The following is a 14,843-nucleotide window of genomic DNA, read 5'->3' on the forward strand; positions in this document are numbered from 1 at the left end:
ATGTCAGCGACGCCCTCCCCGTCGCCAGCGGAAATAGCGCGCCAGCCAGCCGAGCAGGCGCTCGGGCTTGTGGGCGTTCTTCCACACGCCGGCAGTGCCTTTGACGGCTTCCGAGAGGGTCGGGTAAGGGTGAATCGTGCCGAGCAGCTTGTTGAGCCCGAGGTTGTGCTTCATCGCCAGCGTCAGCTCCGCCAGCCATTCCCCGGCGTTTTCGCCGACCAGGGTGGCGCCGAGGATGCGATCCTTGCCGGGCACGGTGAGGATCTTGACGAAACCGGCGGTGGCGCGCTCGGCGATCGCCCGGTCGCTCTCGGCCATGGCATAGCGGGTGACCTCGTAAGCGATGCCCTGCACCTTGGCCTCGCGCTCGTTGAGCCCCACCCGCGCCACTTCGGGTTGCAGGTAGGTCACCGCGGGCATGATGCGGTAGTCGACCTTGAAGCGCTTGAACTCGCCGAACAGGGCGTTGACGGCGACATGCCAGGCCTGGTGCGCGGCGGCGTGGGTCAACTGATAGGGGCCGGCGACATCGCCGCAGGCCCAGATGTTGGGCAGCTTGGTCTGTAGCTGCTCGTTGACCTCCAGAGTGCCGTTGTCGCGAGTGGCGACCCCCAGCGCTTCCAGCCCGAGCCCGTCGACGTTGGCCTGACGACCGACGCTGACCAGCAGGCGGTCGAAGGGGATACGCGCCTGGCCACCGTCGGCCGCCTCGACGAGGAGCCGGTGCTCGCCGTTCTCGACCGTCACCGCCAGCGCCCGGGTGCCGGTCATGACCTCGAGGCCCTCCTCGGTGAGCAGGCCGGCGACGAATTCGCCGACCTCGTCGTCCTCGCGCCCCAGCAGCTGCTCGGCGCCCTCGACCAGCGTGACCTGGCTGCCCAGGCGGGCGAAGCTCTGGCCGAGCTCGCAGCCGATCGCGCCACCGCCCAGCACCACCAGACGACGCGGCTGCTCGGTCAGCGTCCACAGGTTCTCGGAGGTCAGCACGTCGACCTGCTCGATGCCTGGAATCGGCGGCACCATGGGCGTGGCGCCAGTGGCGATGACGATATGCCGAGCCGTCAGCGGCTGGCCGTCGACATCGACCGTCCACGGCGAACGCAGCCGCGCCGTGCCGCGCTTCACCTCGACGCCCAGCCCGCTATAGCGCTCCTCGCTGTCATGGGGCGCCACCTCCTCGATGACGCGCCGCACGTGATTCATGACCTCGCCGAAGTCGATACGCGAAGGCCCCGCGTGAACGCCCATTCGCTCGGCGTCGCGCACGTTCTGGGCAGCCCGCGCGGCGCGAATCAGCGCCTTGGAGGGCACGCAGCCGGTATTGAGACAGTCGCCTCCCATGGCGTCGCGTTCGACGAGCGCGACCTTGGCTCGCACTGCGCTGGCGATGTAACTGGTCACCAGCCCCGCCGAGCCGCCGCCGATCACCAGAATGTCGTAATCGAAGCGCCGAGGCTTGGTATGTCCCCGGTAACGCTTGCGGCGTTGCAGCCCGTCGACGAGCCTACGCGCGATCAGCGGGAAGACGCCCAACAGGGCGAATGACAGCAGCAACGACGGCGACACGACGCCACCCAGCGATTGCAGTTCGCCGAGTTGCTGGCCGGCGTTCACGTAGACCAGCGTGCCGGGAATCATGCCGATCTGGCTGGCGACATAGAACACCGAGGTACGCAGCCGAGTCAGGCCCATCGCCAGGTTGACGACGAAGAACGGGAAGATCGGTACCAGCCGCAGGCTGAACAGATACAGCGCGCCGTCGCGTTCGACACCGCGGTTGATCGTCTTCAGATGGCGCGAAAAACGACGCTCCACGGTTTCCCTGAACAGCGTACGGGAAACCAGGAAGGCCAAGGTGGCGCCGATCGTGCTGGCGAAGGAGATGATCAAAAACCCCCAGCCCAGGCCGAACAATGCCCCACCCAGCAGCGTCAGCAGCGTAGCACCGGGCAGCGAAAACGCGGCGATCAGCACATAGACGAGGAAGAAGCCGCCGGCGACCAGCCAGGGCGCATCGGCGAACCATTGATCGAACCGCCCTTGCAGCGACTTGATGGACTCGAGCGTCAGGTAATCGTCGAAGCCTCCCGCGAAGAAGGCCATGATCGCCACCAGCACCATGCCCAGAATCACCACGCGATAACGTTTCAATCCATTTCCCCTGTGCCCACGCTGGTCGATGGGTATCGACGTCGCCGGTGACGCGATACCCGCATGCTTCAGTCACTCGGCCAAGCAGCCCGGATGGCGACGCGTTCATATGTTGAGTCGCTACCCGACCAATATCCTTGCAGGCCACCGCCGTCGCCACCATGAAAAAAGCGATACACCGACGCCGGTATATCGCCCACCTTCTCTTGCGCGACCGCTAGTGTCGCACGTTCACATCTCTCAAGTACGCGGATCCTGCCATTCGAGAGGCTTTAACTCGTCGTTGAGCGGCGTGCCGGCGATATGATTGGTGTAGTTGGATAGCGTCTTGAGGCTGACGGCAATCACCAGCTCGAGCAACTGCTGTTTTTCGAAACCGGCCTCCAGAAACGCCTGAATCTCGGCATCCTTGGCCCAGCCCCGTGCCTCGACGAGATGCTTGGCAAAGCGCGACACGGCGTTGAGTCTCGGGTCATCGGGGTTTTGCAGCTCGCGCAGCTTGGCAATGTCGCCCTGCGGCACCTTGGCCGCTTTCGCCCCACCGGTATGAGCGGCCACGCAGAAGCTGCAGCCATTGACGGAACTGATGGCGAGTAGCGCGACCTGCTGCTGCGCCGCCGTCAGACTGGTCCGTGAGTAGATCTCGTCGAGCGTCTGGTAGGCCTCCAGCAGCGCCGGAGCCTCGGCCATCTTGGCGAACAGGTTGGGCAAAAACCCCATCTGTTTTTGCGTGCTTTCCAGGCGTTCCTTGGCTTCCTGGGGCGCGCTGTCGACCGTATGCAGTGTGAAGTCCGTCATGTAACTCTCCTCGTGATGACGTATGTCAGCCACCAGCGTAGCCCCCCTCGGGCGCAAAGAATGCTACTCCACGTCTCCAATTCATGTCGCAGCGTACACTATCAAGCCAAAATCGCTGCGGAGCACGGCCACGCATGCTTGAGTGATGGGCCTTTTACCTGATAGCGGAAAACACACATGATCCTGGTATTCGATATCAATGAGACGTTGCTCGATACCGCAGCATTGACGCCACTTTTCGAGAAGATGTTTGGCAATGCGGCCGTGCGTGGCGAGTGGTTCCTGACCCTGGAAGGGGCATGGATGACGACCACCCTTTCCGGTCGCTACTTTCCCTTCGGATTGCTCGCGAAAAGTGCCTTGCGGCAAACCGGTTTGCGTCATGGTGTCGACATTAGCGACGACCACCAGCGCCAGCTCATTGACATACTGGTCACCTTGCCACCGCACCCCGATGCAGCGCCTGCCCTCACCAAGCTTCGCACTGCAGGCTATCAATTGACCGCTCTGACCAACGGCACCCTCGACGCCGTGCAGTGTCAGTTGGAAAACGCCGGATTGAGAGACCTTTTCGACGCCGTGCTAAGCGTCGATTCCGTAGAGACCTACAAGCCAAGCCCAATCGCGTACCAATATGTTGCCGATCACTGGCAGGTATCACCGCGTGAGCTGGTCATGATCGCGGCTCATGGCTGGGACCTTATCGGCGCCGCCAGCGCGGGATATAGGACCGGGTTCATCGCTCGCCCCGGAAAAGTAATCGACACACAACTCTTCGAGCCGGACTGGCAAGCCGATTCACTCACGACGCTGAGCCAGCAACTGATGGCAGACGTTAAAACGTAAAGCCGTGACTGAAAGAGTGAAGCGACATGTAAGGTGTAGAGTCACCACACGACTGAACGAGAACACTCCCTCAATTCTTGTCTATTCCCTGGAGACGACAATGATCGACGTCATGGTAGCGTATCCCAACCAGAATGATCTTACCTTCGATGATCAGTACTACCTGGAAAAACATGTTCCTCTTGTCGAGGAAAAACTAGGCGAACACGTCCTGCGTTATGCGAGAATTCATCGCGGTACCGATGCCGCGTCTCCCTACCACTTGATGGCTCATCTGGGATTCGATTCGGCGGAGGCTTTCGAGTCGGCTTTTGACGCCGTGGGGCAGCAGCTCATGGACGACGTTCCCCACTTCACCAATGTGGAACCGGTGTTGCAGGTCAGCGAGGTGGTCACTCCGTAGCGTGCGTTTTAAGACGTGAGGGCGGCTCGCCCCTGATCCGCTTGTAGGCCTTGCGAAAGGTGGATTCCGAGCGATAGCCGCTGGCCAGCATGGCTCCCACGATGCTCTCGCCGTTGGCGAGGGCCTGGTCCGCCAATATCATGCGCAGCCGTCCTTGATAGCGCACCACGGTCATCCCCACGACGCGATGGAAACGTTCACTGAAACTCGAACGGGAAAGCCCCACGGCACGGGCCAGTTCGTGCAGCGTCCAGTCGCGTCTCGGATCTTCATGCAACAACTTGAGTGCACGGCTAATAGGGGCGTCCAGAAACGCCATCAGGTGACGGTGATCGAGCAGCTGCGTCTCCAGACAGTGGCGCAGCATCAGGATCAACAGGGCATTGGCCAAGGCATTCGTCACCGGGGCGTGTCCGGGCGCATTGCCGTTGGACAACTCCTGGGCAAAGGCCTCGACCGCATGTTGAAACGTTTGCCCACGCGCCTGCCGGGGAATACGCACGATACGCGGCAACGCGCCGAACCAGGCCGGGGGGACGTCATGCACGAAGCGAAAATGGCCGCAGATCAATCCCACGCCCGGTCGTGAACTGCGTAGCGTTACCACCTGCGTCGGCGTATCGGCGGGCACGCCCTGGGGTGTAAGTTGGTGCGGCGTATCACCGGGAAAGAACGCCAAGTCGCCGGCCTGCAAATGCTCCTCGCCCCCGTCATGCCAGGCAAGACGACACTGCCCCTCGGTCACCAGATGAAAGCTCGGGGCGACGGCATGTTCATGCGACAGCAGCCAATCGCCGCATTGCTTGGCGACATGGTAAAAATCACTCCCCATGAAGATGGGTTTCAGGAGTGCCGTCAGTGGATCCCGGGCAACGTCTTCTCGTGTTTCGCGGTGTGTCATCGAGAATCGCCACCCAGATCGAAGGGCGTTGTCGGGGTCTGATGTTCCAGGACGCGTCCTGCATCGTGCATCAATTGAAACTGCTTATTGCATTGCTTGCAGGCCCCGCACATGGCTAGGTGAAATTTCAGCGCCATTTTTTCCTGAATGCCCAACGGCACATCCAAACGCTTCGACATCAGCCGCGTGGCCTCTCGGCACATCAGCATTTTCATGAGTCGGCCTCCGCCAGCCAGCCCTTTTCCAGACACGCGCGCAACAACAGGCGGCCGCGATGCAGGACGACCCAGCAGTTGTTTTCCTGGATACCGACCTCTTCGCAAATCTGACGCGTGGAGAGCCCCATGAGTTCGCGCAGCGTGAAGACCCTGGCAATATTATCGGGCAGCGCGATCATGCAGCTATCGAACACCTGCCAGAACCGCTCGCTGGCAAGCGTGCTCTCGGGATCGCCCCAGGACCTGGGGCGCGCCATTCTCGTCCACCTGCCGGTGTCCTGAAATTGCCGTTCGATGGCCTCCTCGACGCCGTCATCGTCCCAGGACTGCCATTGTCCCCGGCGCTTCTGGGCACGCAGTGCATCGAGAATCTTGTGTTTCAGAATCCCAAAGACCCAGGTCTCGTAACCGGATTTTCCTTCGAAACTGTCATTTTTCTCGACGGCGGTGATCAGAGCCTCCTGCACGACATCGTCTGCCTCGGAGGCATCGCGCAATTGCAGACGCGCGAAAGCCAGTAGCCGCGGCCGTACCGCCGCCAGGCGACGTTGACGCTCGCCGAGAGATCCCGCGTCAGATGACGAATCGGGTCTTGCTGCCATGATGCGCTTCCCCTTCGATGAGCATCGCCCATCATGGCAATAAAACGTGTCATCCACCATCCGCCCAAACCCGCATCGATACCCTAGCGTCCAGCATGCGCCAGCGTTCGAGATCGCGTGGCGTGTCGACATCCCGTGTCAGCATGACGCTATCTCTGCTCTGATTCACCCCGGACAATCCGGGGGCGCCGGCGAGTCGGAGAAGCCGACGCCGTAATACCAGGCGGTGGCGTCGCCGCCCGCGTTGTCGCCATCGCTCATCAGCGCCACGCCGTCGATCGTGTTCGCGGCATCGCCGAACAGCGTCTTGAAATCGGCGCTCACGTCGCGCACTTCCGCCCGCCACTCGCCGAGCGGCGAGCGTTTTCCCTGAAGGGCCAGCAGCATCGCCCGGTCGGTGAAGGCATTCGGCCAGCGTGCCCCGGCGGCCTGATTGGAGGACCATACGTAGTTCACCGATTGCACCTGCCACGGCAGCAGCCCCGTCTTGCGCGCCACGTAGAGCCGGGCGGGGTAGTCGTCACCGGCCCGGGTACGCTCGTCGAGCCCCGCATAACGGGCATTCACCTTCCAGCACCAGCGCAGGTAAGGGGTCTCGCTCAGGTCGATCTCGCGCTCCAGGTACTTGGCGGAGGCCTGGCCCCGCGCGTTTGCCTCGAGCACCTCGACGCCGCCGTCGCGAACCACCGCGTAACGCGTCTGCCCCTCGAAGGAGCGCGTCGACCAGGACACCATGTCCCGGGCGGAGAAATCGATTTCAGCGGCCACGGCGCTTGTCGAGAGCGTCATGCTCCCCAGGACAAGCGCCCGAAAAACCCAGTGATACGTCATCATGTGCGTCCCTCCTGGTCGATACGTCCCATTGCGACACCTCATTCGGTCAACCTCACGATACGCCCGTCGGCCGCCCGGGCGTCGGCCTCGTCGTGGGTCACCATCAGCGTGGGGAGCCGGTGATCGCGCACGCGCTCGAAGACCCAGTGACGAATCTCGCCGCGCCGCTCGGCGTCCAGCTTGGAGAACGGCTCGTCGAGCAGGATCGCGCGCGGCTGCGACAACAGCACCCGCAACAGCGCGACCCGCGCCTTCTGCCCGCCGGACAGCGTCGCCGGGTCGCGCCCTGCGAACGCCTCCAGACCCACCGACAACAAGGCCTCATGAATGCGCTCACGGCGTTGCCGACGCGTGCCTTCGCGCGCCATGCCGAAGGCCAGGTTGCCCCCGACGTCGAGATGCGGAAACAGCAGCGGATCCTGAAACAGCACCCCCACACGACGCCGCTCGGCGGGCAGCGTATCGATGCGTGTCTCATCGAGCATCACGCGTCCCCGCGCCTGGAAGGCCGGGTTCAGGAATCCCGCGATGAACGCCAGCAAGGTGGACTTGCCCACACCGGAGGGCCCCATGACGGTCAGCACCTCACCGGGGGCGACCGTGGTGTCCAGACTCAGCAGGCGCTGCTGGCCCTGTTCGATGACGATGTCGTCGAGCATCAATGACGCCATGGCATGCATCCTTTCATCAATCGGCACCTGGCAGCAGACCGCGCCGCCGTCGAAACACATAGCGCGGCACCCGCATCGCCAGCAAAAACCCCAAGGCCGGCAGCAACAACTGGACCAGGGCGTAGATGGCGGTCAGCCGCCGGTCCCCGCCGCTGGCCAGGCTGACCGCCTCGGTGGTCACCGTAACCACGCGCCCGGCGCCCAGCAAAATGGTAGGCAGGTACTGGCCGACGCTCACCGCGAAGCCCACCGCCGCCGCGGTCAGGATCGGCGCCAGCAACAACGGCAGGCGCACGCGCAAGAAGACCCGCCATGGCCCGGCACCGAGGCTGCGTGCCTGATGGCTCCAGCGCGGGTCCAGGCGCCGATAGCTTTCCGCCAGGGACAGAAAGACGTAGGGCAGCACGAACACCGCATGCCCGATGATGACCGCGCCCAAGCCGGGCCGGACGCCGACTTGCGCCTGGATCATGACCAGCCCGAACAGGAAGGCCACCGATGGCACCAGCAGCGGCAGGTACAGAATCCGTTGCGCCCAGGGGCGCATCGGCCGACGGCGCTGGGTCTCCGCCTCCAACGCGCCCAGCACCATCACCACCGAGACGAGGGTCGCGGTGAGCGCGACGCCGAGCGTTTGCCACACCGGGGCGATCAGGTCATCGGCCGCGTTCAGCCAGTTATGCACGGTCGGCGGCCAGGGCAGGAACTGCGGGAACGGCCAGTACCCGGCCACCGACCACAGCGCCAGCCCCGCCAGGGCGGACATCATCAGGCCCAGCACCGTGCGCATGGCCAGCCAGGCGATGCTGCCCAGCCAGCGCTCGCCGCAGTGGCGCCGCCCGTCCCGGCACCAGCCCCGGCTTATGCGTGCCACCAATCGCTCCAACGACCACCAGATCAACAAGGCAGCCAGCGTCAGCAGCAGTTGCAGCATCGCCCCCGCCGAGGCCATGAAGCGCATCGACAGCGCGGGGTCGTTGAGCCAGCCGACCACCGACACCGCAAGCGTCGAAGGCGTCGTGGGGCCCAGGATCATGGCCACGTCCACCGTCGAGGTGGCAAAGGCGATCACCGCATAGACGGGCAACCGCAGCAAGGGATAGAGCCCGGGCATGACACCCTTGAGAAAGGCCGTCAGCGGACGATAGCCCAGACTGCGTGCCACGCGCAGGCGCTCGCCGGCCTGGCACTGCACCAGGGCTGCCAGGCTCATCAGCAGCAGGAAGGGAACCTCCTTGATGATCAAGCCCAAGATTAGCGACAGCCCCCAGGCATCGCCGGGAAACGCATAATCCGGTGGGTAGGCCCAGCCGCTCAGCCAGGGCGAGAAGCCACGCACCACCCACCCCGATGGGGTCAGCAGGAACGCCAGGCCGATCGCCGCCGCCGCGTGAGGCACCGCCAGCAACGGCGACAGCCAGCGCTGAATGCGCCGATACAGCGGCGTGCCCAGGAAGCTGCCCAAAAATAGCACCACCAGGACCAGCGACAGCGCCGTGCTGGCCAACCCGGTCACCAGGCTGAGCCGCGCCATGTCGGCGAGGCCCGGTACCGCGAAGAGCTGCCGCCAGGGGACCAGGGTCAGGTGTTCACCGCCGAGTACCGGCAGCCAGCCGAAGGCTGGCGCCAGCGCGCCCAGCGTACCGGCGGCCACCGGCACGCTGAGCAAGGCGATGGTCAGCCAGGGCAGCACCCCGAGGACGAGCCGGTAGGCAACGGCCGATGTCATTGCGCGCCGTAACGCTGCCGCCAGGCCTGCTCGAGGGGCTCGATCCAGGAGGGATGGGGTTCGCGCAGCGTCTTGCCCAGCGACGGCGGCGGCAGGCTCTCGGCAGCCCGGCCATCGCGGGTGAACGCCTCACGCTGATCGGGGCTCAGGCGCGACATGTCCAGCACCGTGGCATCGCCCCACAGCGCAAGATCCTGCTTGCGGGCCTGGGCCTCCGGCGAGAGCAGGAAGTTGGCGATCGTCAGCGCGCCGGCCTTGTGCTGGGCATTGAAGGGAATGGCGACGAAATGCACGTTGCCCAGCGTGCCGCCGTCGAGAATATAGCTGCGCGTGGTCGGCGGTAGTTGATAATCGAGCACCCCGGCAGCCGGCGCCGTGGGGGTGAAGGTGAACGCCAGGCTCAGCGCCCCGTCACCCATCAACTGGCGCATCTGAGGCCCGCCCGAGGGGAAGCGTTCGCCCTCGCGCCATAGATAAGGCTGCAAGCGGTCCAGGTAGTCCCATAGCGGCGCGGTGACGGCCTCGAAATCGGCTTCGCCGACCGGCGCATAGAGCGCCTCGCGCTGCTCGGTCAAGGCCAGCAACGCCTGCTTGAGGAAGGTCGTGCCCAGAAAGGCCGGCGGCTGCGGATAGGTGAAGCGCCCCGGGTGCGCCTGGGCCCAGTCGAGCAATGCGGGAATGCTGCGCGGCGGCGCGTCGACACGCCCACTGTCGTAATAGAAGGTGAGCTGTGCACGCCCCCAGGGCGCTTCGTAGCCCTCGACCGGCAAGGTGAAGTCCTCGCGCACTTCGGGGTTCTGCTCGGGGGCGGTCAGCGAGAAATTGGGCAGTCGCTCGGCCCAGGGACCATAGAGCAGGTCATTTTCCTTCATGGCGGCGAAGTTCTCGCCGTTGAGCCAGATCAGGTCGAGCGCACCTCGGTCTTCGTTATCCGCCGCCTTCTCGGCCAGCACGCGGGTCACCGCCTCGCCGGTATCGCCCACTTTGACGTGCTCGAGATCGATGCCGTAACGCTCGCCGACCTGCTCGGCGACCCAATCGATATAGGCATTGGCGCGCGGATCGCCGCCCCAGGCGTTCCAGTACACGGTCTGCCCCCGGGCGGCCGCGGTCACCGAATCCCAATCCGACAACTCGTAGGCCTGGCCCATGGTCGGCAACAGCGACAACACCGCCACCAGCAAGCCTCGCGAATACGTCATGCCTCTCTCCCTCGATTGATCACCGTCTTGGTCGTGGCGCAGCGACATTCGTTCTTCGTGGGCAATCTCCCATCCGCCCAATACGCCGCGCCCTACGAACACGTTCGGCGTACACCCTTCGGCGTTGCGTCACTGGCAACGCACATTTTCGCCACTCCATGAGATGCAGTCATGAGAGACATCCACAAGCGCGCCCTGCGCTGGGCCCTTGCTCTGATGCTGATAATGGGGTCTCGCCCGGCATGGCGCAGACGCGATGGCCGGCGGACGGCTGGCAGGTCATGCCAACGCAACAGAGCTACGCGACATTGCTGAGCCGGCTGAAGAGCGCGATTGCCGCCAACAACATGGGCATCGTGACCGATGTGGGCCCCACCCAGACCGCCGCACAGCGAGCAGCCCAGTGCGATCTTTTCGCCCTATATCGCGGGCCTGGAGACCCCCGGCGAGGCCGAGTCACTGTCCGACATCGCCGCCAGGCTGGATACGATCTTCGCCGACATCGCCGAGGCAGCTACCCGACAAACGTCTTGAAGACGCAAACCGAATGCCGGCCACAGGCTGTCATACGATGAGCTCGGTTCGGTCTTCAGCGGCTTTTGCAGGCCGGCTTGCGCTCGTCGTCCTTCAGATATCGAATCCCGGCTCCTCGACCAGCCCGTACAGCGTGTTTCGCCGCTCCTCGCGGAAATCGTCGAGCAATTGCATGTATCGCTTCGGCGTCTCGGTACCCGCCTGGGTGACGATGTACAGCGACTCGTAGGCCTGATGCGGCAGCGTCAACGCCTTGACCTGGCGCTGCCAGGGCGAGGTCTCCAGCACCGGCCGCGAGACCACGGTGAAACCCAGCCCGCGCGCGACGGCGTCGAGCACCATGGCGACCTCGTTGGTATGCCCCTGGCGCGGAAAGTGACTCATCGAGCGAAACTCGCCGGCGAAATTGGCGCGCAGCAGCTGGCCGGCATAGTTGATGCCGTCCGAGTAGTTCATGAAGCCCAGCGCCATCAGCTCCTGCAGCGAGGTACCGGTAAAATCGGCCGGCACCACCAGGCACAGCGGCTCCTGATGCCAGGGCTCGAATTTCAGGTCGGGGTGCTTGAACACCTCGGTGACGATACCCAGGTCGTAGCGGCCGGCCACCACGTCCTGGATGATCTCGTCGTTGAAGGCGAAACTGTAGCTGACGGTGAGCCCGGGATGCATCTGCTGATAACCGAGAATGAACGGATAGAACAACAGTCCGATGCTGCCCGGCGAGGCGACGCGACAATCGCCCGAATCCAGCGACTCGTCATCCAGCGAGTGGCGAAAATGTTCGTGCTCGGCGAACAGCCGAACTGAGTAATCGTAAGCCCGCCGGCCGGCCTCGGTAAGCGTAAAGCGACGCCCATAGCGATTGATCAGCGACTTGTCGAGATAGTTCTCCAGCTTGCGAATGTGCTGACTGACCCCGGGCTGGGTCATCTCGAGTCGCCGTGCCGTATGCGTGAAGCTGCCGGTTTCGACCAGGGTTATGAACGTACGGAAATACTGGGCATTGAACATGGAACGGGCGACCACTCGCTGGAATTTCATTGACCACAGCGCGCCAGGCAACGGCTCGACACGGGCGCACCCCGGGCCTCGTTGCCGTCAGATGACATGCCGGGCGCTATCTTAGCAAAGAATGGCCCCACGGCGCAGCGCTGCGGCCGGGATAGCGGCGTGTTAGCATCGTTCGACAGGCGCTATGCAAGGACTACGCAAGAACTACGCTCAGGTAAAAACCGCTGTCGCGACCGGCTCGCATCTCGACGCTCGCCGAGATGCTCGAGCCAGTACGATGGTCAATGGAGCGGGACGTCGCTGACCGCGCCCGTATGTAACTTTCATTCATGGAACGACGCCGTATGCGTCGCGACCTGTATTGCAGGCATGACAAGGAACCGCTAATGCCGGAAACGATTTCAACCACGATTTCCCCGGAAGGCAGCCTCGAGGTGCTGTCTCAGCAGGAGGTCAACCGCCTGCGCGACACGTCGGCCAACGGCCTTCACGATCTGTTGCGCCGCTGCGCCCTGGCGGTGCTCAACTGCGGCTCGCCGACCGACGATGGGCTGGCGGTAATGGAAGCCTATCGCGATTTCGATATCGAGGTGCTGCAGCAGGATCGCGGCATCCGCCTCAAGCTCACCAATGCCCCCGCCGAGGCGTTCGTCGACGGCCGCATGATCCGCGGTATCCGCGAACACCTGTCGGCGATCCTGCGCGACATCGTGTATGTCTTCAACGAGATCCAGCAGCACTCGCGCTTCGACCTGACGACCGGCGACGGCACCACCAACGCGGTCTTTCATATCCTGCGCAACGCCGGCACGCTCAAGCCGTCCCGCGAGCCCAGCCTGGTGGTGTGCTGGGGCGGCCACTCGATCTCGCGCGAGGAGTACGACTACACCAAGGATGTCGGCTATCATCTGGGACTGCGCGATCTGGATATCTGCACCGGCTGCGGCCCCGGCGCCATGAAGGGCCCCATGAAGGGCGCCAACGTCGCGCACGCCAAGCAACGTCGCAGGCATGGCCGCTACCTGGGCATTTCCGAGCCCGGGATCATCGCCGCCGAGTCGCCCAACCCGATCGTCAACGAACTGGTGGTGATGCCCGACATCGAGAAGCGGCTCGAGGCGTTCGTGCGCGTCGGTCATGGCATCATCATCTTTCCCGGCGGCGTGGGCACCGCCGAGGAAGCGCTCTACCTGCTGGGCATCCTGTTGCACCCGGAGAACGCCGACACGCCGTTCCCGGTCATCTTCAGCGGCCCGCCGAGCGCCGCCGACTACTTCAAGCGCATTGATGAATTCCTGCGCTATACGCTGGGTGATGAGGTCTGCCAGCGCTATCGCATCATCATCGACGACCCGGCCAAGGTGGCTCGCGCCATGCGCGAGGGAATCGACGAGGTCACCGAATTCCGTCGCGCGCACAACGACGCCTTCTACTACAACTGGCGCCTCAACGTACAACCCGGCTTCCAGCAGCCCTTCGAGCCCACCCACGAGGCCATGGCCGCCCTGCAGCTCCATCACGACCAGCCGATCCATGAACTCGCCGCCAATCTGCGCCGGGCGTTTTCGGGCATCGTCGCCGGCAACGTCAAGGAACCCGGCATTCGCGCCATCGAGGCACACGGTCCTTTCCGGCTGCACGCCGAGGCCGAATTGATGGCGCGGCTGGATGCCCTGCTCAGCTCGTTCGTTGCCCAGGGGCGCATGAAGCTGCCCGGCAGTCACTACGTTCCTTGCTACACGCTGGGCTAGCAGCCTGTCGGACTTAACGCTGATCTGCTGCGAAACCCGGGCTTTCGGCCAATTTCATTCGCTCTGATTCGTTAAATAGCGCGCTATTCGCCTCATCAGATCGATCAACTTGTCTCGAAATCCGCTTTTCTCGCGACGATCGGTCAAATCCGACAGACTGCTAGGAAGCCGCAAATCGCGGCCTTTTCTGAGCGCTTTGTCGCCTCAATGCAAAAACCGGTCGCCAGCGGCCGGTCTTGATGAATGACCCAACGAGCGATCAGGCACGCTTGCGGCGCCAGCCCGACGCCAGGGCATGAATCAGCAGCCCCAGCGCCGTGCCGTGCGAGAGCACGGCCAGGCCGTCGAGATTGGCCATCCCGCCCTGGAGGCCCTGCCATACGGCGACCACCAGCAGGCTCGAGAGCATGGCCACGCCCATCCGCCCCAGCAACGCCGGCAAGCGCTGGCGCGCGCCGGCGTCGAGCAATCGCCAGGAGGCCACGGCGACCCCCAGGACCACCACGGCGGCGATGCACAACAGGATCAAGCGATCTTGCGCCACGCCGTTGGCGACATAGCGCAGCAAGGTCGTCAGCATGGCGATCAGGATGCCGACGAGGATGCTGACCCGTTCGGCGGTCATGACGCGAGTCGTCATTGCTGGCACCCCGTCGTCATTCGCCGCGCAGACCGTTTTCGTCGATCCACGCCTCGACCCAGGGCACGGCGGCATCGTCGGCCATGAAGGTTTCCATGGCATCGACCTCGAGTCGCTCGCCGATGCGCTGAGCGCCGTGGTCCTCGAGCAGCGCATCGAGACTGCGCCCGCCGCCACAGAAGGTGTCGCCATAGGAGCTGTCACCCAACGCGATCAGTCCGTAACGCAGCTCGCCGAGCATAGGATGCTGCTCGTTGATCGCGCGGGCGAACGGCGTAATGCCGCCGGGATAATCGCCGCTGCCGGTCGTCGAGACGCAGAACAGGGTCAGGCCGGCGGCTTGAACGGTAATGTCGGCGAGCGTCGGCTGTTCGAGGATCGAAACCTCATAGCCGGCCTGCTCGAAGAGCGGCTTGACCTGTTCGGCGACATCCAGGGCGCCGCCGTAGACGGTGCCGACAATGATCTTGAGCGTGGGCATGGGCAGGACTTGCTTGGAAAATTTGCCCGGATATTAGCACGTAAGCGCCGCTCGCGCAGTTTCTCGCCAGC

The 14,843-nt window shown here is 63.9% G+C and carries 16 protein-coding genes; 4 read left to right on the forward strand and 12 right to left on the reverse strand.

Annotated elements, in window-relative coordinates; genetic code table 11:
* Window positions 1-3: 3 nt before the first annotated feature.
* Window positions 4-2,151 (reverse strand): FAD-dependent oxidoreductase, encoded by a 2,148-nt coding sequence (locus K7I12_RS01440; protein WP_031383431.1) that lies wholly within the window; start codon window positions 2,149-2,151, stop codon window positions 4-6.
* A 240-nt stretch (window positions 2,152-2,391) separates the two neighbouring features.
* Complete coding sequence (locus K7I12_RS01445; RefSeq protein ID WP_031383430.1) at window positions 2,392-2,949, reverse strand: carboxymuconolactone decarboxylase family protein; 558 nt, start codon at window positions 2,947-2,949, stop codon at window positions 2,392-2,394.
* A 177-nt stretch (window positions 2,950-3,126) separates the two neighbouring features.
* Between K7I12_RS01445 and K7I12_RS01450 the strand changes: the two genes are divergently transcribed.
* A complete protein-coding gene (locus K7I12_RS01450) occupies window positions 3,127-3,795 on the forward strand; it encodes a haloacid dehalogenase type II (protein WP_031383429.1) in 669 nt (222 codons plus the stop codon).
* 100 nt (window positions 3,796-3,895) lie between these two features.
* Complete coding sequence (locus K7I12_RS01455) at window positions 3,896-4,198, forward strand: EthD family reductase (protein WP_031383428.1); 303 nt, start codon at window positions 3,896-3,898, stop codon at window positions 4,196-4,198.
* Here the strand turns inward: K7I12_RS01455 and K7I12_RS01460 are convergent.
* From K7I12_RS01460 to K7I12_RS01490, 7 genes are all read right to left on the reverse strand, one after another.
* On the reverse strand, window positions 4,188-5,099 hold the full coding sequence (locus K7I12_RS01460; RefSeq protein WP_084173407.1) for an AraC family transcriptional regulator: 912 nt from the start codon (window positions 5,097-5,099) through the stop codon (window positions 4,188-4,190). The two genes, K7I12_RS01455 and K7I12_RS01460, sit on opposite strands and share 11 nt — an antisense overlap.
* Window positions 5,096-5,314: a zf-HC2 domain-containing protein gene (locus K7I12_RS01465; protein ID WP_035575196.1), complete on the reverse strand. Its 219-nt coding sequence runs from the start codon at window positions 5,312-5,314 to the stop codon at window positions 5,096-5,098. The genes K7I12_RS01460 and K7I12_RS01465 overlap by 4 nt, the downstream gene beginning before the upstream one ends.
* On the reverse strand, window positions 5,311-5,919 hold the full coding sequence (locus K7I12_RS01470) for a sigma-70 family RNA polymerase sigma factor (RefSeq protein WP_051907417.1): 609 nt from the start codon (window positions 5,917-5,919) through the stop codon (window positions 5,311-5,313). Before K7I12_RS01470 ends, K7I12_RS01465 begins: the two co-directional genes overlap by 4 nt.
* Window positions 5,920-6,084: 165 nt before the next feature.
* Complete coding sequence (locus K7I12_RS01475; protein ID WP_231662771.1) at window positions 6,085-6,708, reverse strand: DUF3047 domain-containing protein; 624 nt, start codon at window positions 6,706-6,708, stop codon at window positions 6,085-6,087.
* An 83-nt stretch (window positions 6,709-6,791) separates the two neighbouring features.
* Window positions 6,792-7,424 carry an ATP-binding cassette domain-containing protein gene (locus K7I12_RS01480; protein WP_031383424.1) on the reverse strand — a complete coding sequence of 211 codons (633 nt, stop codon included), beginning with the start codon at window positions 7,422-7,424 and terminating at the stop codon, window positions 6,792-6,794.
* A gap of 16 nt (window positions 7,425-7,440) precedes the next feature.
* A complete protein-coding gene (locus K7I12_RS01485) occupies window positions 7,441-9,153 on the reverse strand; it encodes an ABC transporter permease (protein ID WP_231662772.1) in 1,713 nt (570 codons plus the stop codon).
* A complete protein-coding gene (locus K7I12_RS01490) occupies window positions 9,150-10,355 on the reverse strand; it encodes an ABC transporter substrate-binding protein (protein ID WP_231662773.1) in 1,206 nt (401 codons plus the stop codon). Before K7I12_RS01490 ends, K7I12_RS01485 begins: the two co-directional genes overlap by 4 nt.
* A gap of 363 nt (window positions 10,356-10,718) precedes the next feature.
* Here K7I12_RS01490 and K7I12_RS01495 point away from each other — a divergent pair, with 363 nt between their 5' ends.
* Window positions 10,719-10,889 carry a hypothetical protein gene (locus tag K7I12_RS01495; RefSeq protein WP_160171091.1) on the forward strand — a complete coding sequence of 57 codons (171 nt, stop codon included), beginning with the start codon at window positions 10,719-10,721 and terminating at the stop codon, window positions 10,887-10,889.
* A 93-nt stretch (window positions 10,890-10,982) separates the two neighbouring features.
* On the opposite strand, the gene K7I12_RS01500 is transcribed toward K7I12_RS01495, so the two are convergent.
* Window positions 10,983-11,900, reverse strand: coding sequence for a LysR family transcriptional regulator (locus K7I12_RS01500; RefSeq protein ID WP_031383421.1), 918 nt, complete (start codon window positions 11,898-11,900; stop codon window positions 10,983-10,985).
* Between the two features lie 386 nt (window positions 11,901-12,286).
* Here K7I12_RS01500 and ppnN point away from each other — a divergent pair, with 386 nt between their 5' ends.
* Window positions 12,287-13,651 carry a nucleotide 5'-monophosphate nucleosidase PpnN gene (gene ppnN, locus K7I12_RS01505; RefSeq protein ID WP_269438527.1) on the forward strand — a complete coding sequence of 455 codons (1,365 nt, stop codon included), beginning with the start codon at window positions 12,287-12,289 and terminating at the stop codon, window positions 13,649-13,651.
* A gap of 259 nt (window positions 13,652-13,910) precedes the next feature.
* Here ppnN and K7I12_RS01510 read toward each other — a convergent pair whose 3' ends face one another.
* Both K7I12_RS01510 and K7I12_RS01515 read right to left on the reverse strand, forming a co-directional pair.
* On the reverse strand, window positions 13,911-14,291 hold the full coding sequence (locus K7I12_RS01510; RefSeq protein WP_231662774.1) for a hypothetical protein: 381 nt from the start codon (window positions 14,289-14,291) through the stop codon (window positions 13,911-13,913).
* A gap of 16 nt (window positions 14,292-14,307) precedes the next feature.
* Complete coding sequence (locus K7I12_RS01515; RefSeq protein ID WP_231662776.1) at window positions 14,308-14,772, reverse strand: flavodoxin; 465 nt, start codon at window positions 14,770-14,772, stop codon at window positions 14,308-14,310.
* Between the last annotated feature and the right edge of the window lie 71 nt (window positions 14,773-14,843).

The sequence above is a fragment of the Halomonas sp. IOP_31 genome, assembly GCF_021151495.1.
In the GTDB taxonomy this organism is placed as follows: Bacteria; Pseudomonadota; Gammaproteobacteria; order Pseudomonadales; family Halomonadaceae; genus Modicisalibacter; species Modicisalibacter zincidurans.